The 26,296-nt window shown below is 70.2% G+C and carries 24 protein-coding genes; 10 read left to right on the top strand and 14 right to left on the bottom strand.

All coding sequences use genetic code 11. The features are described 5' to 3' along the window. Positions 1 to 3: 3 nt before the first annotated feature. Entirely contained in the window at positions 4 to 600 is a 597-nt protein-coding gene (locus AC1D29_RS21750) for a YdeI/OmpD-associated family protein (RefSeq protein ID WP_477901324.1), read from the bottom strand. Positions 601 to 602: 2 nt separating this feature from the next. Then, positions 603 to 1,184 carry a TMEM175 family protein gene (locus tag AC1D29_RS21745; RefSeq protein ID WP_477901322.1) on the bottom strand — a complete coding sequence of 194 codons (582 nt, stop codon included), beginning with the start codon at positions 1,182 to 1,184 and terminating at the stop codon, positions 603 to 605. A gap of 65 nt (positions 1,185 to 1,249) precedes the next feature. Here AC1D29_RS21745 and AC1D29_RS21740 point away from each other — a divergent pair, with 65 nt between their 5' ends. The 3 genes from AC1D29_RS21740 to AC1D29_RS21730 all read left to right on the top strand — a co-directional run bounded on the left by AC1D29_RS21740 (position 1,250) and on the right by AC1D29_RS21730 (position 4,956). Beyond that, a complete protein-coding gene (locus AC1D29_RS21740) occupies positions 1,250 to 2,239 on the top strand; it encodes a lytic transglycosylase domain-containing protein (RefSeq protein ID WP_477901320.1) in 990 nt (329 codons plus the stop codon). Between the two features lie 40 nt (positions 2,240 to 2,279). Continuing rightward, positions 2,280 to 3,686 carry a serine hydrolase domain-containing protein gene (locus AC1D29_RS21735; protein ID WP_477901318.1) on the top strand — a complete coding sequence of 469 codons (1,407 nt, stop codon included), beginning with the start codon at positions 2,280 to 2,282 and terminating at the stop codon, positions 3,684 to 3,686. Between the two features lie 118 nt (positions 3,687 to 3,804). After that, positions 3,805 to 4,956 (top strand): GGDEF domain-containing protein, encoded by a 1,152-nt coding sequence (locus AC1D29_RS21730; RefSeq protein ID WP_477901316.1) that lies wholly within the window; start codon positions 3,805 to 3,807, stop codon positions 4,954 to 4,956. A gap of 6 nt (positions 4,957 to 4,962) precedes the next feature. Here AC1D29_RS21730 and AC1D29_RS21725 read toward each other — a convergent pair whose 3' ends face one another. The 7 genes from AC1D29_RS21725 to icmF all read right to left on the bottom strand — a co-directional run bounded on the left by AC1D29_RS21725 (position 4,963) and on the right by icmF (position 13,518). After that, positions 4,963 to 6,168 carry an MFS transporter gene (locus AC1D29_RS21725; RefSeq protein WP_477901314.1) on the bottom strand — a complete coding sequence of 402 codons (1,206 nt, stop codon included), beginning with the start codon at positions 6,166 to 6,168 and terminating at the stop codon, positions 4,963 to 4,965. A gap of 2 nt (positions 6,169 to 6,170) precedes the next feature. Then, entirely contained in the window at positions 6,171 to 8,042 is a 1,872-nt protein-coding gene (arsN2, locus tag AC1D29_RS21720) for an arsenic resistance N-acetyltransferase ArsN2 (RefSeq protein WP_477901312.1), read from the bottom strand. Further along, positions 8,033 to 8,524, bottom strand: a complete 492-nt coding sequence (locus tag AC1D29_RS21715; protein ID WP_477901310.1) for a MarR family winged helix-turn-helix transcriptional regulator — start codon at positions 8,522 to 8,524, stop codon at positions 8,033 to 8,035. Before AC1D29_RS21715 ends, arsN2 begins: the two co-directional genes overlap by 10 nt. 113 nt (positions 8,525 to 8,637) lie before the next feature. Next, the gene (locus tag AC1D29_RS21710) at positions 8,638 to 9,312 is read right to left on the bottom strand and encodes an aquaporin (RefSeq protein ID WP_477901308.1); all 675 of its coding nucleotides are present in this window, start codon (positions 9,310 to 9,312) and stop codon (positions 8,638 to 8,640) included. After that, the gene (locus tag AC1D29_RS21705) at positions 9,309 to 9,821 is read right to left on the bottom strand and encodes an arsenate reductase ArsC (RefSeq protein ID WP_477901306.1); all 513 of its coding nucleotides are present in this window, start codon (positions 9,819 to 9,821) and stop codon (positions 9,309 to 9,311) included. The genes AC1D29_RS21710 and AC1D29_RS21705 overlap by 4 nt, the downstream gene beginning before the upstream one ends. A 10-nt stretch (positions 9,822 to 9,831) precedes the next feature. Continuing rightward, entirely contained in the window at positions 9,832 to 10,158 is a 327-nt protein-coding gene (locus tag AC1D29_RS21700; RefSeq protein ID WP_477901304.1) for an ArsR/SmtB family transcription factor, read from the bottom strand. Between the two features lie 69 nt (positions 10,159 to 10,227). Continuing rightward, on the bottom strand, positions 10,228 to 13,518 hold the full coding sequence (gene icmF, locus AC1D29_RS21695; RefSeq protein WP_477901302.1) for a fused isobutyryl-CoA mutase/GTPase IcmF: 3,291 nt from the start codon (positions 13,516 to 13,518) through the stop codon (positions 10,228 to 10,230). 148 nt (positions 13,519 to 13,666) lie between these two features. Here icmF and AC1D29_RS21690 point away from each other — a divergent pair, with 148 nt between their 5' ends. Beyond that, positions 13,667 to 15,652, top strand: a complete 1,986-nt coding sequence (locus AC1D29_RS21690; RefSeq protein ID WP_477901300.1) for an OPT family oligopeptide transporter — start codon at positions 13,667 to 13,669, stop codon at positions 15,650 to 15,652. A gap of 80 nt (positions 15,653 to 15,732) precedes the next feature. Here AC1D29_RS21690 and AC1D29_RS21685 read toward each other — a convergent pair whose 3' ends face one another. Then, complete coding sequence (locus tag AC1D29_RS21685; RefSeq protein WP_477901298.1) at positions 15,733 to 16,416, bottom strand: Bax inhibitor-1/YccA family protein; 684 nt, start codon at positions 16,414 to 16,416, stop codon at positions 15,733 to 15,735. 110 nt (positions 16,417 to 16,526) lie between these two features. On the opposite strand from AC1D29_RS21685, the gene AC1D29_RS21680 reads away from it, so the two are divergent. The 5 genes from AC1D29_RS21680 to AC1D29_RS21660 all read left to right on the top strand — a co-directional run bounded on the left by AC1D29_RS21680 (position 16,527) and on the right by AC1D29_RS21660 (position 21,839). Beyond that, positions 16,527 to 17,423, top strand: a complete 897-nt coding sequence (locus AC1D29_RS21680) for a LysR family transcriptional regulator (RefSeq protein WP_477901296.1) — start codon at positions 16,527 to 16,529, stop codon at positions 17,421 to 17,423. A 90-nt stretch (positions 17,424 to 17,513) separates the two neighbouring features. Beyond that, entirely contained in the window at positions 17,514 to 18,692 is a 1,179-nt protein-coding gene (locus tag AC1D29_RS21675; protein ID WP_477901294.1) for an isovaleryl-CoA dehydrogenase, read from the top strand. Positions 18,693 to 18,732: 40 nt separating this feature from the next. Then, on the top strand, positions 18,733 to 19,398 hold the full coding sequence (can, locus tag AC1D29_RS21670) for a carbonate dehydratase (RefSeq protein WP_477901292.1): 666 nt from the start codon (positions 18,733 to 18,735) through the stop codon (positions 19,396 to 19,398). Between the two features lie 23 nt (positions 19,399 to 19,421). Continuing rightward, complete coding sequence (gene aceK / locus AC1D29_RS21665) at positions 19,422 to 21,170, top strand: bifunctional isocitrate dehydrogenase kinase/phosphatase (RefSeq protein ID WP_477901290.1); 1,749 nt, start codon at positions 19,422 to 19,424, stop codon at positions 21,168 to 21,170. Between the two features lie 84 nt (positions 21,171 to 21,254). After that, positions 21,255 to 21,839, top strand: a complete 585-nt coding sequence (locus AC1D29_RS21660) for a hemerythrin domain-containing protein (protein ID WP_477901288.1) — start codon at positions 21,255 to 21,257, stop codon at positions 21,837 to 21,839. A gap of 42 nt (positions 21,840 to 21,881) precedes the next feature. Here AC1D29_RS21660 and AC1D29_RS21655 read toward each other — a convergent pair whose 3' ends face one another. From AC1D29_RS21655 to AC1D29_RS21645, 3 genes are all read right to left on the bottom strand, one after another. Further along, on the bottom strand, positions 21,882 to 23,309 hold the full coding sequence (locus AC1D29_RS21655; protein WP_477901286.1) for a M16 family metallopeptidase: 1,428 nt from the start codon (positions 23,307 to 23,309) through the stop codon (positions 21,882 to 21,884). A gap of 13 nt (positions 23,310 to 23,322) precedes the next feature. Beyond that, a complete protein-coding gene (locus tag AC1D29_RS21650; RefSeq protein WP_477901284.1) occupies positions 23,323 to 24,747 on the bottom strand; it encodes a M16 family metallopeptidase in 1,425 nt (474 codons plus the stop codon). Positions 24,748 to 24,833: 86 nt separating this feature from the next. Then, positions 24,834 to 25,202: a VOC family protein gene (locus AC1D29_RS21645; protein WP_477901282.1), complete on the bottom strand. Its 369-nt coding sequence runs from the start codon at positions 25,200 to 25,202 to the stop codon at positions 24,834 to 24,836. Positions 25,203 to 25,383: 181 nt separating this feature from the next. Between AC1D29_RS21645 and AC1D29_RS21640 the strand changes: the two genes are divergently transcribed. After that, positions 25,384 to 26,007 carry a hypothetical protein gene (locus AC1D29_RS21640; RefSeq protein ID WP_477901280.1) on the top strand — a complete coding sequence of 208 codons (624 nt, stop codon included), beginning with the start codon at positions 25,384 to 25,386 and terminating at the stop codon, positions 26,005 to 26,007. An 8-nt stretch (positions 26,008 to 26,015) separates the two neighbouring features. Here the strand turns inward: AC1D29_RS21640 and AC1D29_RS21635 are convergent, their stop codons facing one another. After that, positions 26,016 to 26,294, bottom strand: coding sequence for a hypothetical protein (locus AC1D29_RS21635; protein WP_477901278.1), 279 nt, complete (start codon positions 26,292 to 26,294; stop codon positions 26,016 to 26,018). Between the last annotated feature and the right edge of the window lie 2 nt (positions 26,295 to 26,296).

Here is a 26,296-nt window from a genome sequence, read left to right as displayed (position 1 = left end):
GGTTCAGCAGCTTTCGTACTTCCAGTTGCGCGACTTGCCCTCGGCCAGCCATTCGACCGCCTGGGCGATGCGCTTGGCCCGCGTGTCCTCGCGCTTGGCCTCCAGCACCCATTCCAGATAGTCGCGCTGCTTGCCGGGCGCGAAGCCGTCGTAGTGTTGCTGGGCGAGCTTCACCTTGGCCAGCGCTGCGGCGAAGTCGTCCGGCATCTGCAGCTGCGGCCGGGGCTCGCGATGGGGTTTGGCGGCACGCGGCGCGCCCGCCCGCAGCAGCGCGGCAGCGGCCTTGATCTGCTGGCGCAACTCGCCGCGGCCGGGCAGGTCGGCCGGGCTGGTGATGCGCCCGAAGTCGCCCATCGCGCCGGGCTGGCCCGGCGTGGCGCCTTCGCGCTCCCAGAAGCCGAAGGCGCAATGCGCCTTGAACGCCGACATGCCGCACAGCAGCTTGCCGTCCAGCATGAAGTGCGGCCGGCTCCACTTGATGGTCTCGACGACATCGGGGCAGGCCGCATGCACGTCCTCGCGCACGCGCTGCAGCAGCGGCAGCGCAAAGGCCGGTACGCCGGCCAGGTAGGCATCGATGCGGGGGTCGAGCGTGGGCATGTTCACTCGCTGTGGTTGAGGTGGCGCTCGATGCGCCGGTCGGGAATCAGCCACAGCGCCGCGACCAGCGCATAGCCGGCCAGCGACAGGCCCACGTGCACGAAGGCCAGCGCGATGGACGACAGGTAGACGACCGGCGAGAGCTTGCCCTTCCAGTCGCGCCCGAGCGCCTCGGCCAGCGCCGTGTTGTTGCCGGGGATGCACAGCAACGCGCGCTGCAGCAGCACCCAGGCCAGCGCGGCCATGACCAGCACGGCGCCGTACAAGGCCACCGGCAGCGGCGCGAAATGGTTCTCGCCCATCCAGCCGGTCGCGAACGGCAGCAGTGACAGCCAGAACAGCAGGTGCAGGTTGGGCCACAGCACGGCGCCCGAGATCTTGTGCACCGCGTGCAGCAGGTGGTGGTGGTTGTTCCAGTAGATGCCGACGTAGACGAAGCTCAGCACATAGGACAGGAACACCGGCCACAGCGGCTTGAGTGCTTCCCAGTCGGTGCCGTGGGGCACCTTCAGCTCCAGCACCATGATCGTGATGATGATGGCGATGACGCCATCGCTGAAGGCTTCGAGGCGGGTCTTGTTCATGGGGGTGGCGGTGGTTTCGGGCAGTCTAGACTTTCGCCCCTCGCCCGCTCCCTCCGGACTGACCCTTGCGACGCCTGCTGCTGCCCCTGTTTTTTGCCGCCTCCACGGCGGCCCTGGCCCAGGTGCCCGCGCTGACGCTGGAGCAGCTGCCCCGCCCGACGATGCCGCCCGGCGAGCGCGGGCCGGTGGTGCCGGCGCAGGTGGAGCGCTGGCGGCAGGAGGCCAAGGCGCTGGAGTACGGCGACGGCGTCAAGCGCGACGAGGTGGCGGCGGCCAAGCTGTATTGCCGCGCGTCGCGCTACGGCGACGCCGAGGCGCAGTTCAGCCTGGGCTGGATGCTGACCAACGCGCGCGGCATCCAGCGCAATGACGCCGAGGCGGCGCACATGTTCGCGGCTGCGGCCGAGCAAGGCCTGCAGCAGGCGCAGAACATGCTGGACACCATGGGCGGCACGCCGCTGGGCGACCCGCCGCCCTGCCTGCGCCCGCCCGAGACCGACCCGCCCGTGGTGGCCGCACCGGCGCCTCCGGCCGCGCGTGGCGCCCGCCCGTCGTTGTGGGCCACGCTGCCGCTGCCCACCCAGGCGCCGCCGGCCATCGTCAACTACGTGAAGCTGCTGGCGCCGGAGTACAAGCTGGCGCCGGCCCTGGTGCTGGCCGTCATGGCCACCGAGTCCAACTTCGACCCGCTGGCCGAGTCGCCCAAGAAGGCGCAGGGCCTGATGCAGCTGATGCCCGACACGGCGCTGCGTTTCAGGGTCACCAAGCTCAGCGACCCGTCGCAGAACATCCGCGCCGGCATGGCCTATCTGCGCTGGCTGCTGGCCTACTTCGAGGGTGACGTGATGCTGGCGCTGGCCGGCTACAACGCCGGCGAGAAGGCCGTGGACCGCTACCTCGGCGTGCCGCCCTATGCCGAGACGCGGCTGTACGTGCGCAAGATCATGGCCGCCACGGGCGGGCAGCGGCTGCACCCCTTCGACGCCAGCGTGGTGGCGGCGTCGCCCATGCTGCTGCGCGTGAAGGCGGCGATGCAGGCCATCCAGGCGCGTTGACTTTCGCCACGGCGCGCCGCGGTTGACCAGAATGCGCCGCATGCTCAAGCCCCTTGCCCTCGCTGCCCTGTGCCTGGCCACGTCGCTGGCCGCCCGCGCCGACGTCAGCCCCGAACGCCAGGCCCAGGCGCTGCTCGACGCGCTGCGCGACATCAGCGGCGTGCCCGGCATGGCGGCCGCCGTCTGGCAGGGCGAGCGCCTGCGCTGGCAGGGCGGCAGCGGCTGGCGCGACGCCGAGCAGCGGCTGCCGGTGCAGGCCGACACGCGCTTTCGCCTCGCCAGCGTGTCCAAGCCCTTCGCGGCGGTGGCCGTGGCGCAGCTCAAGGCCCAGGGCCGGCTCGACGTCGACAAGCCCGTGGGGGCGCTGCTGCCCGAACTGGAGCCGGCGCAGGCGGCGCTGACGCCCCGCCTGCTGGCCGCCCATCTGAGCGGCATGCCGCACTACCAGAACCGCGACGACGGCCGTGGCGGCACGCACCACGCGACCGCCCGCGACTCGCTGAGCCACCTGAAGGGGCGCCAACTGGTGGCCGCACCGGGCAGCCGCTATCTCTATTCGTCCTGGGGCTACACGTTGCTCGCGGCCACCGCCGAGGCGGCTGCGGGCCAGCCCTACCCGGCGCTGCTGGCGGGCAGCGTCGCGCCGGGCCTGGCCATCGGACCGGACATGACGGGCCAGTCGCCCGTCATGTCCAAGGCTTACGACTTCAGCTGGCGCGGCGTGCAGGCGGCGCCGGCCCATGACTTCAGCTACAGCTGGGGCGGTGCCGGCCTGGCCGGCAGCGCGCCGGCGCTGGCCGAATGGGGTGGGCGGCTGCTGCAGGGGCGCATCGTCGACGCGGCCACGCGCGACTGGATGTGGCAGCCGGTCCTGGACAACACCGGCAAGCCGGTCGGCGAGCGCAGCTACAAGATGGGTTTCGGCTGGCGGCTGGACGTCGACGCCGAAGGGCAGCAGGTCGTCCACCACGCCGGGGCGACGCTGGGCGCGCGCAGCGTGCTGCTGCTGTGGCCGCAGGCGGCGACCAGCGTCAGCCTGCTGTCCAACGCGATGTGGACCTCGTCCATCGAGCGCAGCGCCGAGCTGCTGAGCGCGCCGTTCCGCGCGCCGGTGCCGGGCCTCGCTGCCAGCCCTTGCCCGCTGAAGGCCAGCCGCTTCGAGGGCGAGCTGAACGGCGTCGCCGTGCAGGGCCGCGCCAGCTTCCGCCGCGACGGCGACGGCCTGTGCCGCGGTGAGCTGGGCTTGCCGGCCGCGCTCGCCGCCGTCGTCAACCCGGGGCCGCAGCCGGCGGCGGACCGGCTGACCGTCATCGGCCTGCAGGGCGAGATGGCGCGGGCTGCGCTGGTCACGCCCATCGGGCTGGCGGACTGGCGCGCGCAGGCCGACGGCAGCGTCCGCGTCGACGGCCTGGCCGGCCGCAGCCTGGTGCTCCGGCTCAAGGAATAAGCTCGCCGGGCGTGAGATAAATCATGGCGCGGCCCGACGCGCCGCGGTGAAGCGCCGGCGATGCGCGCATCGTGCAGCCTGCGCCCGCGTGTCGGGGCCCAACCGATACGAACCGACGATGGAACCCCTGCATACCGACACGCTGCTGCGCGTCTACCAGCTCGTCACGGCGATGCTGGCGCTGGCGACGCTGGGCGGTGCCTGGCATCTGAAGGGCGAGCGCGCGCTGTGGTTCTGGGCCGGGGCCTTCGCCGCGGCGGCGCTGACGCAGACGGCCCGTGCGCTGGTCTTCACGCTGGACTGGCCCTTCACGCTGCGCGCCGTGGGCCACCTGGGCGGCCTGCTGTCCGCGCTGATGGTGTTGCTGGGCCTGCGCGTCTATCTGGGGCTGCCGATGCGCTGCCGGCTGCCCATCGCCTTCACGGTGTTGGTCAGCATCGGCGCGTTCACGTTGACCGCGCTGACCGGCAAGCTGTGGCCGTCGCTGACGCTGACGCTGCTGGCCTCGGCCGTGCTGACCATGCCGGCCGCGCACGCTGCGCTGCAGGCCTGGCGCGTGCAGCGCGGCTTTCCGCTTGCGCTGCTGGCGGCCGACCTGATCATCTGCGCCATCGTCGAGGTGGCGCGCGGCCTGGCTGTCACGCCGTTGATCTCGACGACGCGCGAGCAGCTGATGCAATACAACGTGGTCGGCCTGCTCGCGGCCATCGGCCTGGTCATCGGCCAGGCGCTGGCCATGCTGCTGCTGCTGCAAGACCATGCGCTGCGCCAGATCCAGCGCCTCATCGAAGTCGACGTGCTGACAGGCCTGCTGAACCGCCGCGGCTTCGACGAACGGCTGCGCCGGCTGCTGCAGCGCGGCGTCGCCCAGCCACCGGTGCTGGCGCTGCTGGACGTGGATCATTTCAAGCGCATCAACGACACCCATGGCCACGCGGTTGGCGACGCGGTGCTCAGCGGCATCGGCGAACGCCTGCGCGACACGCTGCGGCCGCTGGACCTGGCCGTGCGCCTGGGCGGCGAGGAGTTCGCCGTCATCTGGGTGCAGCCCGAGGCCGGCGGTGAGGCGCGCCTGGGCGAGCGGCTGCGCGAGGCCATCGCGGCCCGGCCGTTCACGACGACGGCCGGCCCGCTGCCGGTGACCGTCAGCGTCGGCGTGGCGCGCGCCTATGGCGTGGACGAGCCGCCCGAGGCGCTGTTCAGCCGCGCGGACGCGTCGTTGTACGAGGCCAAGCGCGGCGGGCGCGACCGGGTCGTGCTGGCGGCCTGAGGCCGTTCAAGGCGGGCGCTTCAGGGGCTCGTGAACAGGGTGCCCGCTGCCATGGTGGCCGGGCACACGGATGAATGACAGGGCCGCCAACGCGCTCAGCGCCAGGCCGGCCGAGAACCACAGCGCCGCGCTGCCGAACGCGGCCAGCAGCAGGCCGAACAGCCAGGGCGACAGCGCCTGTCCCAGCCGGGCGGGCAGCATCAGCAGCCCTTGCCGGTGGCCGTAACCCTGAGGCCCGAACAGCGCCAGCGGCAGCGTGCCCTTGGCGATGGTCAGGATGCCGTTGCCCGCGCCGTGCAGCAGCGCGAAGGCCGCCGCCACCGGTGCGCCCAGCAGTGCCAGCAGCGCGGCGCCTAGCGGGTGCATCAGCGCCGCGGCGCGCGCCGACTGCAGCGGGTGCAGGCGGCCGAGGAAGCCGAACTCCAGCAGCCGGCCGGCCACCTGCGCCGGCCCGACCAGCGCGCTGACCAGCAGCGCCGTCGCCGGTGCCACGCCGGTGGCGTCGAGCAGGCGCGGCAGGTGGGCGGCCATGGCCGTGCTGATGAACCAGGTCACGGCGAACACCCAGGCCAGCAGCGCGGCGGTCGACACGGGCGGTGCGGCGGGCTCGGCCTCGGCTGCGGCATGGGTTGCGGGTGCTGGCGCTGCCGCGCCGGACGCCGGCAGCCAGGCGTTCAGCGGCAGACCGATGAGCAGGTGCAGACCGGCCCAGGCCCAGCAGGCGCCGCGCCAGCCGAAACCGTGCTCCAGCGCCGCCGTCAGCGGCCAGCCGACCGTGCTGGCAAAGCCGGCGATCAGCGTGATGCCGGTGATGGCGCCGCGCGCGTCGCGTCCGTACAGCCGCACCAGCGAGGCGAACGCGGCCTCGTAGAGCCCGCTGCCCATCGCCAGGCCCAGCACGGCCCAGGCCGCGAACAGGCCGAGGGGCCCGTTGGCCAGCGCCATCAACGCCAGGCCCAGCGCGAAGACGGCGCTGGTGCCCATCAGCACGGGCCGGCCGCCCCAGCGGTCAATGCGCCGGCCCGCGTGCGGCCCGACCAGGGCCGACACGACCAGTGCCGCCGAGAAGGCCGCGAAGATGGTGGGCTCGGACACGCCGAGGTCGCGCGCCATCGGCCGCGCCAGCATGGCGGGCAGGTAGTAGGTCGAGGCCCAGGCCAGCGTCTGGGCGACGCCCAGCGAGCCGACAACGCTCAGGCGGCTGCGGGCCATGCTCAGCCGCAGCAGCGCGCTGCTGCGCTTGCGGGTGCCACGGCCGTGGCGGGCGCCGGCTTGGGACCGCAGCTGCGCGGGCCGCAACCGGCCTTGGGCACGGCCACGGCGGCCACGGCCGGCGCGGGGCCGCAGCAGCCCGCCGTCTCAGCCCCGGCCGCCGGGCCGACCGAGCAGACGCCCGTTTCCGGCAGTGCCAGCTCCACGCGGTCGGCGGCGGCCAGGTCGCCCGCGAGGGCCGCGACGACGGAGCGCGCCTGCTCGAAGCCGGTCGCCATCAGGAAGGTTGGCGCGCGGCCGTAGCTCTTCACCCCCACCGTGTAGAAGCCCGGCTCGGGGTGGGCCAGCTCGCGGTGGCCATGCGGCCGCACGGTGCCGCAGCTGTGCAGGTTGGGGTCGATCAGCGGGCCCAGCGCCTCGGTCGATTCCAGCCACGGGTCCAGGCGCAGGCGCAGCTCGCTGGTCAGCGACAGGTCGGGGCGCTGGCCGGTCGCGCAGATGATCTCGTCGATGCCGTCGACGACGACCGCCTGCTGCTGCGCGCCCAGGCCGCTGACGCGCAGGCGCCCGTCGACGCGCTCGATGCGGGTGATGCGCAGGCCGCCGAAGAACGCCAGCGCGCCGCCGTCGCGCAGCCGGCGCAGCGAGGCACCCAGTGCGCCGCGGGCCGGCAGCGCATCGGCATCGCCGCCGCCGAAGACGCGTTGCAGCGCCGGCGAGCGCACCGCCCACGCCAGCTGCGTGCCCGGCGCCTGCCGGGCCAGTTCGGCCAGCGACAGCAGCGCGTTGGCGGCCGAGTGGCCGGCGCCGACGACCAGCGTGCGCCGGCCCGCGTAGCGGCTGCGCAGCGCGCCGGCCACGTCGGGGATACCGTAGAAGATGTGGTCGCGCGCATCGGCCTCGCCGAGGGCCTGCAGCCCGTTGGCGCCCACCGGGTTGGGCTGGTTCCAGGTGCCGGTCGCGTCGATGACGGCGCGGGCGCGCAGTTCGTGCACCTGGCCCGCCTGCTCGTAGCGCACCAGGAACGCCGCCTGGTCGCGGCCGGCGCTCTTGACCTTGTCCAAGCCCTCGCGGCTGACCGCCTGCACGCGCGCACCCAGCTTCAGCGCGGCGACGACCTGCGGCAGCGCCGCGAACGGGCGCAGCACGCGCTCGACGACCTCGCCGGCGCTGGGCAGCCCGGCGGCGGGCGGCGCGGCCCAGCCGGTCGACGCCAGCAGCCGGGCCATGGCCGGGTCCACGTTGAACTGCCAGGGCGAGAACAGCTGCACATGGCCGTAGTCCGCCAGGTTGGCGCCCACCGCCGCGCCGGCTTCCAGCGCGACGAAGGGCAGGTCGCGCTCGATCAGTTGCGCGACGGCGGCGAGCCCGACCGGCCCCGCGCCCAGCACGGCCACGGGCAGCGCGCCTTCGGCGACCGGCAGCTCGCGCAGCGCCAGCGTCATCAGCGCGGCGCAGGCCGGGCAGGCGCCCTGGAACTCGGCCGAGGCCTTCAGCGCGGCCGGGGCGTCTTCGGTCTTCAGGCGCTTGAAGCCGTACTGCGCGAAGTACTCGGGCGCCGTGACGGTCAGCAGGTAGAGCGCCGCGATGTCGCGCGACCGGGCCTCCTGCAGCAGCCGCTCGACCAGCTGGCGGCCGATGCCCTGCCGGTGCAGGCCCGGCGCCACGGCCACCGAGCGCAGCAGCGCGATGCCGCCATAGACCTCGGCGCCGGCACAGCCGACGACCTCGCCGTTGTGGGTGGCCAGCAGATAGGTGGACAGGTGCGCCTGCGCGCCCTCGGTGGGCAGCTGGTTGGCGAGCAGCAGCGCCTGGACGGCGGGCCAGTCGGACGCGCCGGCCTGGCGCAGCGAGAGGGGGTGGTTCAGCAACATGGTTTGGAATCCTGGTTGGGCTCCCGAAGGGCTTGGGGCGGCAGGCAGCAGGTGGCGGCCGCGTCTTCGCGCAAGGCCTTCAGCAGAGTCAGCAATGAGTGCTCGACAGCGTCGCGTTCGCGCGGGCTCAAGGCGGCCAGCAGCGTGGCGGCGTGGTGGTCGAGCGTCTGGTTCAGCTCACGCACGGTGCGTTCGCCGTCGGCGGTGAGCGTGACGAGCCAGCTCCTTGCGTCGGACGGGTTCGGCTCCTTGCTCACCAAGCCACGGGCTGCCATGGCCTCCACGGCGCGCGACACCCAGCTCTTCTCCAGGCTGACGCGCGTGCCCAGCTCGGACAGCGGCAAGGGCCCGGAGCGGCCCAGCTCGGTCAGCAGATGGCATTGCGTGCTGGTCGTGCGGCAGCAGTCGGCCACGACGCGCTGGGCGCGGGTGTACAGGCGCGCCACTTCGCGCAACAGGCTGCCGGGGTCGGATTCGGTCATTTAGGTGTGCATAGCAACTATCTGGACGCATGGTGACGGTCGCTCCTTTGGTTGTCAACAGCAACTGTTCCGGTCAAAGAAACGGGGCCGCGGCCCCGTCGGCAGGGGTGGGCTCAGCCCGCGCGCGTGGCCTCGCTCGGCGGTCGGGTGGCGGCAAGCAGGCGGTCCGCTGCCACGGCCAGCGCGGCGCCGGCAAGTTCGGCCGCGACGAAGCCTGGCGCGCTGGCCGGCGCAATGCCGGCAAAGCTGTCGCTGAACATGCGGCCGAACACGGCGGCCGGGTTGGCGAACGAGGTCGACGCGGTGAACCAGTAGGCCGCGCCGATGTAGGCCGCCACCATGGCCGCCACGCGCGAGCCCGGCGCGCGCAGGATGACCAGCACCAGGCCGAAGGTCGCGACGCCTTCGGCGATCCACTGGCCGGTGCCGTTGCGCAGCTTGCTGGAGAACTGCAGGAGGCTCATGTCGAACATCGCGTGCGCCAGCCAGGCGCCGAGCATGGCACCGATGAGCTGTGCGGCGACGTAGGGCAACAAGGCTGCGGCCGCCAACTCGCCTCGCCAGGCCATGACGGCGCTGACCGCCGGATTGAAGTGCGCGCCGCTGACGGGGCCGAACACCTCGATCAGCACATAGAGGCCGCCGACGGTGGCCAGCGTGTTGGCCAGCAGCGCGAGGGCCACGTTGCCGCCGGCCAGGCGCTCGGCCATGACGCCGGAGCCGATGACCACGGCCAGCAGCAGCGCGGTGCCCAGGCCTTCGGCGAGGAGCTTGCGGGGCAGGTTCATTGCCGCGAGATCTCGACGAGGGCCTGCTGCAGCTGCGCCTTGCTCAGCGTGTCCAGCGGCAGCTGCAGCAGTTGCAGCATGCGGTAGCCGATGGCCTGGCGTGTCAGCTCGAAGGCGCGGCGCTTGCCGTCGTCACCGCCGTCGGCGTTGGAGGGGTCCGGGTAGCCCCAGTGCACCTTGACGGGTTGGCCCGCATCGCTCGCGCCGCCGAAGAACACCGGGCAGGCTTCAGCCGCCGCGCTGTCGCAGACGGTGATGACGATGGACAGTGGCGGCGCGCCGGCCTGGCTGAACTCGTCCCAGCTCTTGCTGCGGTAGCCGGCGGTGTCGGCGCCCGCGTTGGCCAGCGCTTCGAGTGCGAAGGGGTTGATGCGGCCGCTGGGCGCGCTGCCGGCGCTGTGCGCCTGCACGTCGCGGCCGAGCTTTCCCGCCCAGTGGTTGAGCATGCCCTCGCTCAGCACGCTGCGGGCGGAGTTGTGGGTGCAGAGGATGAGGACGTGGGTCGTCATGGCGCGCCGTTCAGCAGTTGCAGGCCGCGGCGCTGCCGTCCACGGCGCAGCTGGCGCCCTGGCAGCAGTTCTCGGTCAGATAGCCCAGCAGCCCGTTCATGCGCGCGTAGTGGGCGCGGTAGATCAGGTTGCGGCTGGCGCGCTCCTGCGTCACCAGGCCGGCGTTGACCAGTTCCTTCAGGTGGAAGGACAGCGTGGCCGGCGCGACGCCCAGGGCTTCGTGGATGGCGCCTGGCGTCAGGCCCGCGTCGCCGACGACGACCAGCGCGCGAAACACCTGCAGCCGCAGCGGTTGGGCCAGCGCGGCCAGGCCTTTGATGACGTCAGATTCGTCCATGATTCGATTATTATCGAATCATGGATCGATTGCAAGCGCTGTGCGGCCCCGGGGCCGCAGCGCGAGCCACTACATGCTGCGGCGGTACTGGCCGCCCACCTCGAACAGCGCGCCGGTGATCTGGCCCAGCGAGCACACGCGCACGGCTTCCATCAACACATCGAAGACATTCTTGTTCTCGATGACCGCCTGCTGCAGGCGTGCCAGCATCGCCGGCGCCTGGGCCGCGTGGCGGTCCTGGAACTCGGCCAGGCGGGTCAGCTGCGACTGCTTCTCTTCATCGGTCGAGCGTGCCAGTTCGATGTGTTCCGGCACCGTCTCGCCATTGGGGTTGCGGAAGGTGTTGACGCCGATGATGGGGTACTCGCCGGTGTGCTTCAGCATCTCGTAGTGCATGGACTCTTCCTGGATGCGGCCCCGCTGGTAGCCGGTCTCCATCGCGCCCAGCACGCCGCCGCGCTCGCTGATGCGCTCGAACTCGGTCAGCACCGCCTCTTCGACCAGCTCGGTCAGCTCGTCGATGATGAAGGCGCCCTGCGACGGGTTCTCGTTCTTGGCCAGGCCCCACTCGCGGTTGATGACGAGCTGGATGGCCATCGCGCGGCGCACGCTCTCGTCGGTGGGCGTCGTGATCGCCTCGTCGTAGGCGTTGGTGTGCAGCGAGTTGCAGTTGTCGTAGACGGCGATCAGCGCCTGCAGCGTGGTGCGGATGTCGTTGAAGGCGATCTCCTGCGCATGCAGGCTGCGGCCGGAGGTCTGCACGTGGTACTTCAGCTTCTGCGAGCGCTCGTTGGCGCCATAGCGGTCGCGCATGGCCACCGCCCAGATGCGACGGGCGACGCGGCCCAGCACCGTGTACTCCGGGTCCATGCCGTTGCTGAAGAAGAAGCTCAGGTTGGGCGCGAAGTCGTCGATGTGCATGCCGCGCGCCAGGTAGGCTTCCACGAACGTGAAGCCGTTCGAGAGCGTCAACGCGAGCTGCGAGATCGGGTTCGCGCCGGCCTCGGCGATGTGATAACCCGAGATCGACACCGAGTAGAAGTTGCGCACGTTGTGGTGCACGAAGTACTCGGCGATGTCGCCCATCACCTTCAGGCTGAACTCGGTCGAGAAGATGCAGGTGTTCTGGCCCTGGTCTTCCTTCAGGATGTCGGCCTGCACGGTGCCGCGCACATTGGCCAGCACCCAGTCCTTGATCTTGGCGGCCTCGTCGGCGGTGGGCTCGCGGCCGTTGTCGGCGCGGAACTTGGCCAGGTTCTGGTCGATGGCCGTGTTCATGAACATGGCCAGGATGGACGGCGCCGGGCCGTTGATGGTCATGGACACCGACGTGGTCGGGCTGCACAGATCGAAACCGTCGTACAGCACCTTCATGTCGTCCAGCGTCGCGATGCTGACGCCGCTGTTGCCAACCTTGCCGTAGATGTCCGGCCGCGGCGCGGGGTCGGCGCCGTAGAGCGTGACCGAGTCGAACGCGGTGGACAGGCGCTTGGCGGGCATGCCCTCGCTGACCAGCTTGAAGCGGCGGTTGGTGCGGAAGGCATCGCCTTCGCCGGCGAACATGCGCGTCGGGTCCTCGCCCTCGCGCTTGAACGCGAACACGCCGGCCGCGTAGGGGAAGCTGCCGGGCACGTTCTCCAGCATCAGCCACTTCAGCAGCTCGCCGTGGCACTCGTAGCCGGGCAGCACGACCTTGCGGATCTTGGTGCCCGAGAGGCTCTGTGTGACCAGCGCCGTGCGGATCTCCTTGTCGCGGATCTTCACGACGTACTCGTCACCGGCGTAGGCCTTGACCATGTCGGGCCACTGCTGCAGCAGCTGGCGCGCATCGCCGTCCAGGCGCGTGCGGCGCTGCTCGGCCAGATCCGCGAGCGCGGTGCGGGCGCCGTTCTTGTCGGGGTTGGCGGCCTCCAGCATCGCGCGGCTGGCTTCCAGCTGCTGGATCTCGCGGGCCAGCGCAGCCTGCTTTCGCGCGCGGGCCTTGTAGCTGCGCACGGTGTCGCTGATGTCGGCCAGGTAGCGCACGCGGGCGGCCGGCACGATGGGCGTCTGGTGTGTGCTGTGGCGGGTGTGGACCTGCGGCAGCCGGCCTTCGCTGAAGGGCAGGCCCAGCTCGGCGAGGCGGACCTTGAGCGCCTGGTACAGCGCCGTCACGCCGTCGTCATTGAAGCGGCTGGCCATGGTGCCGAACACCGGCATCGTGTCCGGCATCACCGTGAACGCCTCGCGGTTGCGCTGCACCTGCTTGCTCACGTCGCGCAGTGCGTCCAGCGAGCCCTTGCGGTCGAACTTGTTGATGGCGACGAACTCGGCGAAGTCCAGCATGTCGATCTTCTCGAGCTGGCTGGCGGCGCCGAACTCGGGCGTCATCACGTACATGGGCACGTTGACCAGCGGCACGATGGCCGCGTCGCCCTGGCCGATGCCGCTGGTCTCGACGATGACCAGGTCGAAGCCCGCGACCTTGGCCGCGGCGATGACGTCGGGCAGCGCCGGTGAAATCTCGGAGCCGAAGTCGCGCGTGGCCAGCGAGCGCATGAAGACACGCGCACCGCCGCCCCAGGGCGAGATCGCGTTCATGCGGATGCGGTCACCCAGCAGCGCGCCACCGCTCTTGCGGCGCGACGGGTCGATGGAGATCAGCGCCACGCGCAACGCATCGCCCTGGTCCAGGCGCAGGCGGCGGATCAGTTCGTCGGTCAGGCTGGACTTGCCGGCGCCGCCGGTGCCGGTGATGCCCAGCACAGGCGTCTTGATCGCCTTCGCCTGCTCGCGCAGCGCGTCGACGATGCTGGCCTCGGCCTTGCCGTTCTCCAGTGCCGTCAGCAGCTGGGCCAGTGACCGCCACGCGGTTTCCGAATGCCCGGTGATGGCCGACAAGGCCTTGGGTGCATGCACGCTGAAGTCCTGGTCGGCCTTCATGACCATCTCGCCGATCATGCCGGCCAAGCCCATGCGCTGGCCGTCCTCGGGGCTGAAGATGCGCACGCCGTGCTCCGCCAGCTCGCGGATCTCGGCCGGCACGATGACGCCGCCGCCGCCGCCGAACACCTGGATGCGCTCGCCGCCGCGCTCCTTCAGCAGCTGCACCATGTATTTGAAGTACTCGACGTGGCCGCCCTGGTAGGAGCTGATGGCGATGCCTTGTGCATCCTCCTGCAGCGCCGCGGTGACGACTTCGTCCACCGAGCGGTTGTGCCCCAGGTGGATGACCTCGGCCCCCATGCCCTGCAGGATGCGCCGCATGATGTTGATGGCGGCGTCATGCCCGTCAAACAGGCTGGCGGCGGTGACGAAACGGACCTTGTGGGTCGGGCGGTACTCGGCCAATGCTTTGTAGTCAGCGGCGAGATCGGTCATGGCTGTCTCCTTGCTCGGCGCGGATTCTAGGTCGCCAATTGACGTTAACGTCAATTGGACGACGGTCTAGGGTTATCCGGACCCGCTGACCGTGCAGGCTGCCACGATGATGCGCACCTCGCCAGACCCGGCGTTTGCACGCACAAGCATGAGCACCTCATCGCCCACCGCCACGCCCGAACTGGGCACCGAACTCACCCTGCGCGGCATCGTGCTGGGCATCCTCATCACGCTGGTCTTCACGGCCGCCAACGTCTATTTCGGCCTGAAGGCCGGCCTGACGTTCGCGACGTCCATCCCGGCCGCCGTCATCTCCATGGCCTTGCTGCGCCGCGCCGCCGGCAATTCCATCGGCGAGACCAACATCGTGCAGACCATCGCCTCGTCGGCAGGCACGCTGTCGTCCATCATCTTCGTGCTGCCCGGCCTGGTCATGATCGGCTGGTGGAGCGGCTTCCCGTACTGGATGTCCATGACGCTGTGCGCGCTGGGCGGCGTGTTGGGCGTCATGTATTCCATCCCGCTGCGCCGCGCGCTGGTCACGAATTCGCCGCTGCCCTACCCGGAAGGCGTCGCCTGCGCCGAGGTGCTGAAGGTCGGCCATGCCAGCGACAGCGGCGAGGGCAGCCGCCAGGGTCTGCTGGCCATCGTCGTCGGCGGCGTCGTGTCGGCAGGCTTCAGCGTCGTCATCGCGACGCAGCTGTTCGCGGCCAACCTGGCGCAGTACTTCCGTCTGCCCGGTGAGCAGGGCAGGACCTCGGGCGCCACCGGCTACGACATCAACTTCAGCTTCGCGCTGCTGGCCGTGGGCCACCTGGTCGGGCTGTGGGTGGGCATCGCCATCCTGGTCGGCGCGGCCATCGCCTGGGTCGGCTTCGTGCCTTTCCTGACGCAGGGTGTGGACGGTGCGGCCGAGGCCGTGGCGCTGTTCGCGTGGAGCAAGAAGGTGCGCTTCGTCGGCGCCGGCTGCATCGCCGTCGCGGCGATCTGGACGCTGGTCAAGCTAGCCAAGCCGGTCGTCGCGGGCCTGCACTCGGCCGCGATGTCGGCGCGCGTGCGCAAGGCCGGCAAGGCAGATACGCTGCCGCGCAACGAGCGCGACATCCCCATCGGCTGGGTCGGGCTCATCACGCTGGCCTGCATGCTGCCCATCGGCTTCATGCTGTCCAGCTTTGCGACCTCGGCGGGCCTGGGCGACCAGCTCGGCTTGCTGGTCGTCGGCGGTGTCGTCTACGTCGTGCTGATGAGCTTCTTCGTCGCCGCCGTCTGCGGCTACATGGCCGGCCTGATCGGCTCGTCCAACAGCCCGCTGTCGGGCGTCGGCATCCTGGTCGTCATCGGCGCATCGCTGCTGCTGGCCGTGGCGGTGAAGCCCTTGCTGCCGGCCTCCAGCGGCCAGGCGCTGGTTGCCTTTGCGCTGTTCGTCACGGCCGTCGTGTTCGCCGTCGCGACGATTTCCAACGACAACCTGCAGGACTTGAAGACAGGCCAGCTCGTCGACGCGACGCCGTGGCGCCAGCAGGTGGCGCTGATCATTGGCGTGCTCGCCGGCGCCATCGTCATCCCGCCGGTGCTGGACCTGCTGAACAAAGCCTACGGCTTTGCCGGCGTGCCTGGCGCGGACCCGAAAACGGCGCTCGCCGCGCCGCAGGCCGCGCTGATCTCGGCGCTCGCCAAGGGCGTCATCCAGGGTGACCTGAACTGGAACCTGATCGGTATCGGCGCCGCCGTCGGCGTGGCCTGCATCCTCGTGGACGAGGTGCTCAAGCGCGGCAGCGGCGGCAAGGCCCACCTGGCGCCGCTGGCCGTGGGCCTGGGCATCTACCTGCCGTTGAACAGCACGCTGATCATCGTCGTCGGCGCCGTGGCGGGCTGGTGGTTCGACCGCCGTGCATCGCACAAGCGCGACCCCGAAGCCACCAAGCAGCTCGGCGTGCTGCTGGCCTCCGGCCTCATCGTCGGCGAGAGCCTGCTGGGCGTCGTCCTCGCGGCCGTCGTCGTGTTCTCCGGCCAGGGCGCGCCGCTGGCGCTGGTGGGCGAGAGCTTCGCGACGACCGCCCAGTGGCTGGGCGGCCTGGCCTTTGCCGGCATCGGCGTCGGCCTCTACCTGTGGCTGCTCAGGAAGCAGCCCTGATCGTCATGCCAGGCGCCCTGCATGGCGCCTGGCCTTCGGCAAGCGTCGGACAGCGCGCAGGCGCTGTCCTTGGTCCTGCCTCAGTCATCCGCGCCGGCGAAGCCGAACAGGTGCAGCAGGCTCGTGAACAGGTTGAAGATGGACACGAACAGGCTGACGGTGGCGAGCACGTAGTTGGTTTCGCCGCCGTCCACGATCTGCTTGGTCTCGAACAGGATCAAGCCGGCCGACAGCAGCGCGACGACGGCGGAGACCGTCAGCGCCAGCGCCGGGATCTGGAAGAAGATCGCAGCCAGCCCGGCCAGCATGGCGACGACCATGCCGGCGAACAGGAAGCCGCCCATCCACGACAGGTCGCGTTTGGTGGTGGTCGCGTAGGCCGACAGCGCCAGGAACACGGCACCCGTGGCGCCCAGCGCCAGCATGACGGCCTGGCCGCCGGCGGGCAGCGCCAGCGTGCGGGTCAGCAAGGGGCCCAGCGTCCAGCCCATGAAGCCGGTCAGCGCGAACACCAGGCCCACGGCCATGCCGCTGTTCTTCAGCTTGTGGATGCCGAACAGCAGGCCGAAGTAGGCCACCAGCGTCAGGATGATGCCGGGTGAGGGCAGGTTGAACGCCACGGCCGCGGCGGCGACGCCGGCGCTGAACAGCAGCGTCAGCGACAGCAGCGCGTAGGTGTTGCGCAGCACGCGGTGGGCAGTGCCACGGTCGACCGTGCCGCCGTAAGGCGTGACGATCGCAAGGGTGCGGGGTTGGTTTTGCATGAGGGCCTCCTGAGCCATCGACGAGGATCGCCAGACTAGGCTTCCCAGGCTGCAAGAAAAAGCAGAAAATCAAGAAGCAATACTTCCGTATAACTTGTGATGATCGCCGCATGAGCCTGAGCTTCAGCTACCGCCATCTCTACTATTTCTGGGCCGTCGCCAAGGAGGGCGGGCTGACGCGCGCGGCCGAGCGGCTGGGCTTGTCGGTGCAGACCGTGTCGACACAGGTGCGCGAGCTGGAGCAGTCGTTGGGTGCTTCGCTGCTGAAGCCGGCGGGCCGTGGCCTGGCGCTGACGGACGCCGGCCAGGCGGCGCTGGAGGTGGCTGAACAGATCTTCACGCTGGGCGAGGTGCTGCCCGAGCGCGTGCGCGACGCTGCGACCGCGCCGGCCGTGCGGCTGGCCGTGGGCATCTCGGACGGCCTGCCCAAGCTGGTCGTGCAGAGCCTGCTGCAACCCATCATCGACACGCCCCACCTGCGGCTGCTGTGCCACGAGGACGAGTTCGATGACCTGCTGGGCGACCTGGCCCTGCACCGCCTGGACGTCGTGCTGGCCGACCGGCCGGCGCCGCCCAACCCGAATCTGCGCGTCTACAGCCATGCGCTGGGCAGCTCGCCGATGGCCTGGTTCGCGGCGCCGCGCTGGGCCGCGGCGGCAGCGCGCGATTTCCCGGCGTCGCTGGCCGACGTGCCGCTGCTGCTGCCCACGGCCCATGCCGCCGTGCGCCCGCGGCTGGACCAGTGGCTGGAGCGCCACGGCGTGCGCGCCCGCGTGGCCGGCGAGTTCGAGGACAGCGCGTTGCTGGCCACCTTTGGCGCGGCGGGCATGGGCGTGTTTCCGGCCGCGGCGTTGATGAGCGACAAGCTGGTCGAGCGCGACGGCTTGGTGCGCGTGGGCGACTGCATCGGCGTCGAGGAGGCCTTCTACGCCGTCGGTACGGACAAGAAGATCGCCCACCCGCTGGTGCGCCGCCTGCTGCCGCAACCGGCCGACGCCACCGGCTGAGTTGCTACAGTTGACGTTTACGTCAATTAACCTGCCCAGCAGGCCCGGCACGAGCGGGCGCTGACCGGGCGGACAGCAGGAGACACCCCCATGAATCTGCCCGGCCTCAACTTCCAGCTCGGCGAAGACATCGATGCGCTGCGCGACGCCGTGCGCGCGTTTGCCGACGAGGAGATCGCCCCGCGCGCGGCCGAGATCGACCGCAGCGACCAGTTCCCGATGGACCTGTGGCGCAAGATGGGTGAGCTGGGCGTGCTGGGCATCACGGTGCCGGAGCAGTACGGCGGCGCGGACATGGGCTACCTGGCCCACATGATCGCGATGGAAGAGATCAGCCGCGCCAGCGCGTCGGTGGGCCTGTCCTACGGCGCGCACAGCAACCTGTGCGTGAACCAGATCAAGCGCAATGGCAACGACGCGCAGCGCGCCAAGTACCTGCCCAAGCTGATCAGCGGCGAACACGTCGGCGCGCTGGCGATGAGCGAGCCGGGTGCTGGGTCAGACGTGCTGTCGATGAAGCTGCGCGCCGAGGACAAGGGCGGCGTCTACGTCCTCAACGGCACCAAGATGTGGATCACCAACGGCCCTGACGCCGACACGCTGGTGGTCTACGCGAAGACCGAGCCCGAGCTGGGCGCGCGCGGCGTGACGGCCTTCCTGATCGAGAAGGGCATGAAGGGTTTCAGCATCGCGCAGAAGCTCGACAAGCTGGGCATGCGCGGTTCGCACACGGGCGAGCTGGTGTTCAACAACGTCGAGGTGCCCGCCGAGAACGTGCTGGGCGCGGTGAACGGCGGCGCCAAGGTGCTGATGTCCGGCCTGGACTACGAGCGCGCCGTGCTGACCGGCGGGCCGCTGGGCATCATGCAGAGCGTGATGGACAACGTCGTGCCCTACATCCACGACCGCAAGCAGTTCGGCCAGAGCATCGGCGAGTTCCAGCTCATCCAGGGCAAGGTGGCCGACATGTACACCGTGCTGCAGGCCGCACGCAGCTTCGCCTACACGGTCGCCAAGAACCTCGACCTGCTGGGCGCCGAGCACGTGCGCCAGGTGCGCAAGGACTGCGCCTCGGTCATCCTGTGGACGGCCGAGAAGGCGACCTGGATGGCCGGCGAAGGCGTGCAGATCTTCGGCGGCAACGGCTACATCAACGAGTACCCGCTGGGCCGCCTGTGGCGTGACGCGAAGCTCTACGAAATCGGCGCGGGCACGTCCGAGATCCGCCGCATGCTGATCGGGCGCGAGCTGTTCGCCGAGACCATGTAAGGCCATCACCACCCACGACGACAATGCCATCATGACGACGATGAGCCACGAACTTCAGGAACTGCTGGACAACAACAAGCAATGGGCCGCCGACACCGAGTCGCGCGAGCCCGGCTTCTTCTCGCGGCTGCTCAAGCAGCAGACGCCGCAATACCTGTGGATAGGCTGCGCCGACAGCCGAGTGCCGGCCAACGAGCTGGTCAACCTGCTGCCGGGCGAGCTGTTCGTGCACCGCAACGTCGCCAACGTGGTCGTGCACTCCGACCTGAACTGCCTGTCCGTCATGCAGTTCGCGGTGGACCAACTGAAGGTGCGCCACATCATCATCGTGGGCCACAGCAACTGCGGCGGCGTGCGCGCGGCGCTGTACGACATCCGCGTGGGCCTGGCCGACAACTGGATCCGCCATGTGCAGGACGTGCGCAACGACCACCAAGCCTGGCTGGACGGCCTGCCCGAGGCCCGGCGTGTCGATGCGTTGTGCGAGCTGAACGTGCTGGAGCAGGCGCGCAACGCCTGCCAGACGACGGTGGTGCAGGACGCCTGGCAACGCGGCCAGGAGATCGTCGTGCACGGCTGGGTCTATGGCCTGCACAACGGCCTGCTCGAAGACCTGACGCTGACGGCCGCGAAGGCCGAGGACGTGGAACCCACGTACCAGCGCGCGCTGCAGCGCGTCAAGCAGCGCTACGCCAGCGCCGTCTGAGCGACGGCGGCTAGAGTGGGGCGATGTTCCCCACCCAGCTGACGGACTCGCGCGCCTTCGAGATTGCCCAGGCCCTGCTCGGGGGCTTCGACCGCCACTACCGGCTGTTCCGCGCCACGTCTGCCGAGGCCAAGGCCCGCTTCGAGCGCGGCGACTGGCCGGGCCAGCAGCGCGCCCAGGCGCTGCGCATCGAGTTCTACGACGCCCGCGTGGCCGAGGCCACAGAACTGCTGGAACAGCGCTTTGCGGCGTCCACGCTGGCGATGGAAGTCTGGCAGCAGGTCAAGCTGCACTACATCGGCCTGCTGACCAACCACCACCAGCCCGAACTGGCCGAGACCTTCTTCAACTCGGTCTGCACGCGCATCCTGCACCACGCCTACTTCGACAACGCCTTCATCTTCGTGCGCCCGGCCATCTCGACCGAGTACATCGAGAACGACGAGCCCGCCGCGACGCCCACCTACCGCGCCTACTACCCGTCACCCGACACGCTGCGCGACACGCTGAAGCGCGTCATCACCAACTTCCAGCTGAACGGCGAGTTCGCCGACCTGGATCGCGACATCGGCCAGGTGCTGGCCGCCGTCAGCCGCCAGCTCGGCGACTTCCGCTGGCGAGCCAACTTCCAGCTGCAGGTGCTGTCCGGGCTGTTCTTCCGCAACAAGGGCGCCTACGTCGTCGGCAAGGTCATCAACGGCTTCACCGAGACGCCGTTCGCACTGCCCATCCTGCGCCATGACGATGGCCGTTTCGTCATCGACGCGGCCTTGTTCGGCGAGGACGACCTGCTGATCCTGTTCAGCTTCGCCCGTGCCTACTTCCTCGTCGACATGGAGGTGCCCAGCGCCTACGTGCAGTTCCTGCGCTCCCTGATGCCGCGCAAGCCGCGCTCCGAGATCTATGCGGCGCTGGGCCTGCAGAAGCAGGGCAAGAATTTGTTCTACCGCGACTTCCTCGGTCACCTGCGCCATTCATCGGACAAGTTCCGCATCGCGCCGGGCATCAAGGGCATGGTCATGCTGGTGTTCGACCTGCCGAGCTTCCCGTTCGTGTTCAAGGTCATCAAGGACTTCTACCCGCCGCAGAAGGACACCACGCGCGAACAGATCCAGCGCAAGTACCTGTTGGTGAAGACCCACGACCGCGTGGGCCGCATGGCCGACACGCTGGAATACACGCGCGTCGCCTTCCCGCGCCATCGCTTCGAGGACGAGTTGATCGCCGAGTTGAAGCACTTCTGCCCCAGCCTGATCGAGGAGAACGGCGACGACCTCGTCATCAGGCACCTCTACATCGAGCGCCGCATGGTGCCGCTCAACATCTACCTGCAGGAGGCCTCGCCCGAGCAGCTGGAGCGCGCCGTCATCGAGTACGGCAACGCGATCAAGGACCTGGTGGCGGCCAACATCTTCCCCGGCGACATGCTGTGGAAGAACTTCGGCGTGACCCGCCACGGCAAGGTCGTGTTCTACGACTACGACGAGATCGAGTACCTGACCGACTGCAACTTCCGCCGCGTGCCGGCGCCGCGCAACGAGGAGGAGGAGATGTCGGGCGAGGTCTGGTACGCGGTCGGGCCGCGCGACGTGTTCCCGGAAACCTTCGCGCCCTTCCTGCTCGGCAACCCGCGCGTGCGCGACAGCTTCATGCGCCACCACGCCGACCTGCTGGACGCCGCGTTCTGGCAGGGCCACAAGGCGCGCATCCTGGCGGGGCATGTGCACGACGTGTTTCCCTACGACCCGGCGCGGCGCTTCGCCGCGGGCTGACGCGAAGCGGCCCAGTCCGACAGACGCGGGGCCAGCGGCTCGCCAGAATCGTCGCAGCGGCACCCCGCCCCTGGAGACGACTGCATGATCTTTGACGCCATCCGTGAAAGCCACGACCTGCAACGCGACCTGTGCCGCAAGCTCACGGCGTCGCGCGGTGACATGGCCGCGCGCCAGCTGCTGTTCCTGCAGCTCAAGGTGGAGTTGATGGCGCACGCGGCCGCCGAGGAGCGCCACCTCTACGTGCCGCTGCTGATGGAGGACGGCGGTCTCGATGCCTCCCGGCATGCGCTGCACGAGCACCACCAGGTCGACGAGCTGCTCGAAGACCTGTCGGTGCGCGACAAGCAGCAGGACGGCTGGATCGCGACCGCGAAGACGCTCAGCTTCAAGGTCCGCCATCACCTCAAGGAAGAGGAGTCCAAGTTCTTCCAGCTGGCCGGCCGCCTGCTGTCGGACACCAAGAAGCAGCAGCTCGCCAGCAAGTACAGCCGCGAGATCGTGCGCATGCGCAAGCACTACGCGGCCGAGTTCCAGACCGTGGCTGTGTCCGCCGCCACGGGGCTGGTCAAGCCCGTCAAGCCCGCGGCCGACAAGCCGGCGACGCGCGGCAACGCCAGCGCCGGCGCCCAGCTGCGCGGCAAGAGCAAGCCGCGGCGCACGCGCTGACCGCGCGAGGCGGGCGCCAGTGGCCCGCCGTTCGCGCTCAGCTCAGGGCTTCACCGTCACGAACTCGCCGAACGCCTTCAGCTGCTCGGCGATCTTGCCGGGGTCGCCCACCACCACCCAGCTCTGCTCGTCCGGGTTGAAGTACTTCCTGCCGATGGCCTGCACCTCGGCGGCAGAGACCTTCTGCAGCGCCGGCACGAACTTGCCGAGGAAGTCCGCCGGCAGGCCCACCAGCCAGTTGCCGGCGAGCTGGCGCGCCACCGATCCCTGCAGCTGCGTGCTGACGAGGTAGCTGCCGGCCATGAAGCGCTTGTTCATGCCCAGCTCGGCCTCGGGCACGGGCTCCGCGCCGATGCGGCGGTACTCCTTGATGTACTCCGTCATGGCCGCCCCGGTCACCTCGTTGCGCACGTCGGCGCCGCCGCTGATGGCACCGCCCACGCGCCACGACTGACCACCGGCGCGGGCGCCGTAGGTGTAGCCCTTCTCCTCGCGCAGGTTCTGGTTCACGCGGCTGGAAAAGCCCTGACCGAGGATGGTGCTGGTCAGCCTCAGGGCGACCTGTTCGTCGCCGTTGGCCGCCATGCCGGGTCGGCCCAGGCGCAGCGTGGACTGCACGCTGCCCGGGCGCTCCAGCAGCAGGCGCTGCACGGGCATGGCCGCGGCGGGCGCGGCCAGCTCCGGTGCCGCGTCGCCGCTGGCCTGCCAGTCGCCGAAGGCCTCGCGGGCCAGCTTCAGCGCCGCGCCCGCGTCGATGCGGCCGGTGATCACGAGCAGCGCGCGGTCGGGGCGGAAGCGCCGCGCATGCTCCGCGCGCAAGGCCTCGGCGCTGGCGGCGGTGATGGCGCCTTCGGTCTCCTGCGTGCGGCCATAGGCGTGCGGGCCGTAGATGGCGCCGTCCAGCGCCTTGGCGGCGCGGAAGCCCGGCTGCGTGCTGCTGGCCTTCAGGCCTTGCAGCGCGTTGGTCTTGGCGAGCTGCACCTCGCCGTCCGGAAAGGCCGGGCGGCGGGCCACGTCGGCCAGCAGTTGCGCCATGCCGCCGGCGTGCGAGGCCAGCGCGTTGCCGAACACGCTGATGCCGTCGTTGCTGGCCGACGCGCCCAGCGAGCCGCCCATGGCCTGCGCGGCCTCGGCGATCTGCTTGGATGTGCGCTGCGCCGTGCCTTCGGACAGCAGGCCGGCCAGCAGCTTGGCGCGGCCGGGCGCGTCGGGGGCATCGGCGCCGAAGCCGGCACCACGCACGGCGAGCACGAAGTCCACGCGCGGGATGCCGTTGCGCGGCACGACCCAGACCTGCAGCCCGTTGGGCAGCGTCTGCTGGGTGATCTTGGGCACGGCCAGCGGCTTGTCCTTGCCGAACGGCGGCAGTTCGGCGGGCAGGGTGACGGTGGCGGCCTGGGCGGCAGTGGCGAATGCCAGCGCTGCGGAGAGCAGGCCAAGGCGGAAGGAAGCGGGGGTGCTTTGGGTCATCACGGCCTCGGCATCAGGGTTGGGAAGCCGGCTTGGCGGCGGATGCGGCAGCGGGTGCGGCCAGCATGGCGGCGGGCTTGCGGTCGATGACCGAGCGGTTGGCCTTCGTCAGGTAGGTGGCGGCCACGCGCTGCACGTCGGCCGACGTCACCCCCTCGATCCAGCCCGGCACCTTGTTGACGACGCCGGCGTCGCCCCACAGCGCCTGCAGCTTGGCCAGGCGGTCGGCGCGGCGCAGGAACATCTCCAGGTCGTTGTACCAGTCGGCCAGCAGCGCCGTCTTCAGGTTCTTCAGCGTCGTGTCATCCACGCCATCCTTGACGATGCGGGCCACTTCCTCGTCGATGCCGGCCAGCAGCGCGTCGGCGTTGGTCGTCGGCTTGTAGAGCGCGAACACGGTGAACAGGCTGGGGCCGTCGTACTCCCACACGCCCGTCAGGCCGTACAGCGAGCTGACGTTCAGCGCCAGCTCACGGCCCTTGACGAGGCCCTGGTACAGGCGCGACGCGTCGCCGCCGGCCAGCAGCTGGCCCAGCACGGCGAAGGGCGCCTGGTCCTTGCTGGCCCGGTCGGGCAGCTTCCAGGCCGCGGCGATGGCCGGCACCTGGGCCAGCTTGTCGGGCTGGGTCAGGCGGCGCTCGGCGGTGTTCAGGCCTTCGGTGAAGTTGCTGGGCTGCGGCGTGGCGCGCTTGGCGATCTTGCCGAAGTACTTCTCGGCCAGCGCGAAGCCCTGGGCCGGCGTCACGTCACCGGCGATGGACAGCACCGCGTTGTTGGGGCCGTAGAAGTCGCGGTGGAAGGCGCGCACGTCGTCGAGGTTGGCGTTCTCCAGGTCCACGAAGCTGCCGTAGCCGTCGTGGGCGTTCTCCCACTTGTCGAACGCCAGGGCGGAGATGTCCAGCCACATGAAGCCGCCGTACGGCTGGTTCTGCACGTTGACGCGGATCTCCTCCTTCACCACGTCCTGCTGGTTCTTCAGCGACGTCGGGTTCAGGTCCAGCAGCGTCATGCGGTCGGCCTCCAGCCACAGCATGGACTCCAGCGCCGACGACGGCGCGGTCTCGATGTAGTTGGTGAAGTCCGGCCGCGTGGAGCCGTTGTTGTTGCCGCCGCCGGAGGTGATGACCTGGTCGAATACGCCCTTGGGCGCCTTGGGCGTGCCCTGGAACATCAGGTGCTCGAACAGGTGGGCGAAACCGGTGCGGTTCTTCGGCTCCAGCCGCATGCCGACCTTGTAGACGACGCTGATGCCCACGGTGGGGCTGCTGGCGTCGGGTGAGATGACGACCGTCAGGCCATTGGCCAGCGTCTTGGTGTGGACGGGAATCTGCCAACGGTCCGACTGAGCGGCGGGCGCAGCGACGGTGGGGCCGGCGGTCAGTGCGAGCGCAGCGGCGCTGATGGCGCCCAGCACCGCGCGGCGGGTGGTCTTCAACATGGGATCTCCTGTGCGGGAACGGCGTGAGTGTCCGACCGTTCCCGCCGGGTGCCGCAGGGCACACCGGGAAACCCCTGGCTGCGTCGTCAGCCCTGGGTCGGGCGGAACACCCGCACGCGGTGCCCGTCCGGGTCGGCCGTCACGGCCGTGTAGCCGAAGTCCATCGCGGTGGGCGCCTGCAGCACGGGCCAGCCGGAGGCCTTCCACGCGGCCACGGCGGCGTGGACTTCGTCGTCCGTGCCCACCGTCAGGCCGATCTCGGCGGCGCCGCCGCGCTGGCCGGTGGCGGGCTGCACGTCGTGTGCGGCCCACAGGCCCAGCATCGTCTTGTCGTTGAGCATGAACATCGCGAAGTTGGGGCTCTGCTCGACGGGCTCGCGGCCCAGCAGCGAGCGATAGAACAGCACGCTCTCGGCGGGGCTGTTGACGTAGAGGATGAGGCAGTCGGGTTGCATGGCGGTCTCCGTTGAAAGGTCGCCATGCTCGCGGTCGGCGCTGTCAGCGTTTGTCAGCAGCGCCGTTCGCCGCGGCGAGGGTAGTTTTCACCTGCGGCGCCGTGATCCCTGGCGGGCCGCGCTTGCGTCCTTGATGACGAGGCCGGCGTGTTGCCGCCCTCCCAACTCACCGGAGAACATCATGGCCGCATTGCCCGTCACCATCGCCCTGAAGAAGATCAAGTGCCGCATCGAGACCGACGAAGTCGGCTCGGACGAGCCCTATGTGCTCATCACCGCCGTCGACCTGACCAACCCGCTGCTGCCCAACGCCGAGGTCACGCTGTACGGCCCCTGGGGCGGCGTGGACGCTGGCGACACCTGCACGACCCAGCCGCTGCAGCCCGGCATCAACCCCAGCGACATGCCCTTCATCATCTGGCGCAGGAACGCCTGGGGTCCGTCGGGCGCGGCCAAGGCCATCGCCAACCCGGCCAATGCCGTCATCCTCGTGTCCATGATGGAGCACGACGACGGCAAGGCCAGTGCCGCGCGCGAGCTGGCCAAGGCCGCCGTCGTGGGCGCACTGGCCGCGTCGGCCGGCATGACGCGGGCTCAGCGCGTGTCCAAGCTGATCGCCGACATCAACGGTGCGCTGGCCATCCCGACCGGTGCGCCCAACTTCGACGACCGCGTCGGCTCCACGCGGGAAGTGGCGCTCAGCGCCAGCCTGCTCGACGTGGCCGCCGGCGCCAAGACCAAGACCTTCACCATCGTCGGCGACGGCGGCAAGTACGACGTCACGCTGGTCGTGACGAAGGGCTGAGCGGCAGCCTACTTGCCCGGCGCCTTCACGGCCGGACAGGCGTTGTTCAGCGGGTCGGGGCACTTGGGCAGCTTGGGCTTGACCTGGCCGGCGGTGTTGCCGCCGTTGATGCTCAGGCTGCCGCCATTGCCACCCGCGGCCGGCGCTGTGCCCGGTTGTGTGGTGGCGATTGAAGGGCCGGAGGCCGTCTTGGCCACGGGCGCCGGGGTTGTCGGCGCGGCCAGGGCCGCGGCCGTGCAGGCGGCAAGCAGCGTCGCGAGGGATCGGATAAGCAGCAGTGAGCGCATGG

This window comes from Roseateles sp. P1_C6 (assembly GCF_056406315.1).
The sequence above is the reverse complement of the archived record's forward strand: the minus strand, read 5'-3'. Positions and strand labels throughout refer to the sequence as shown.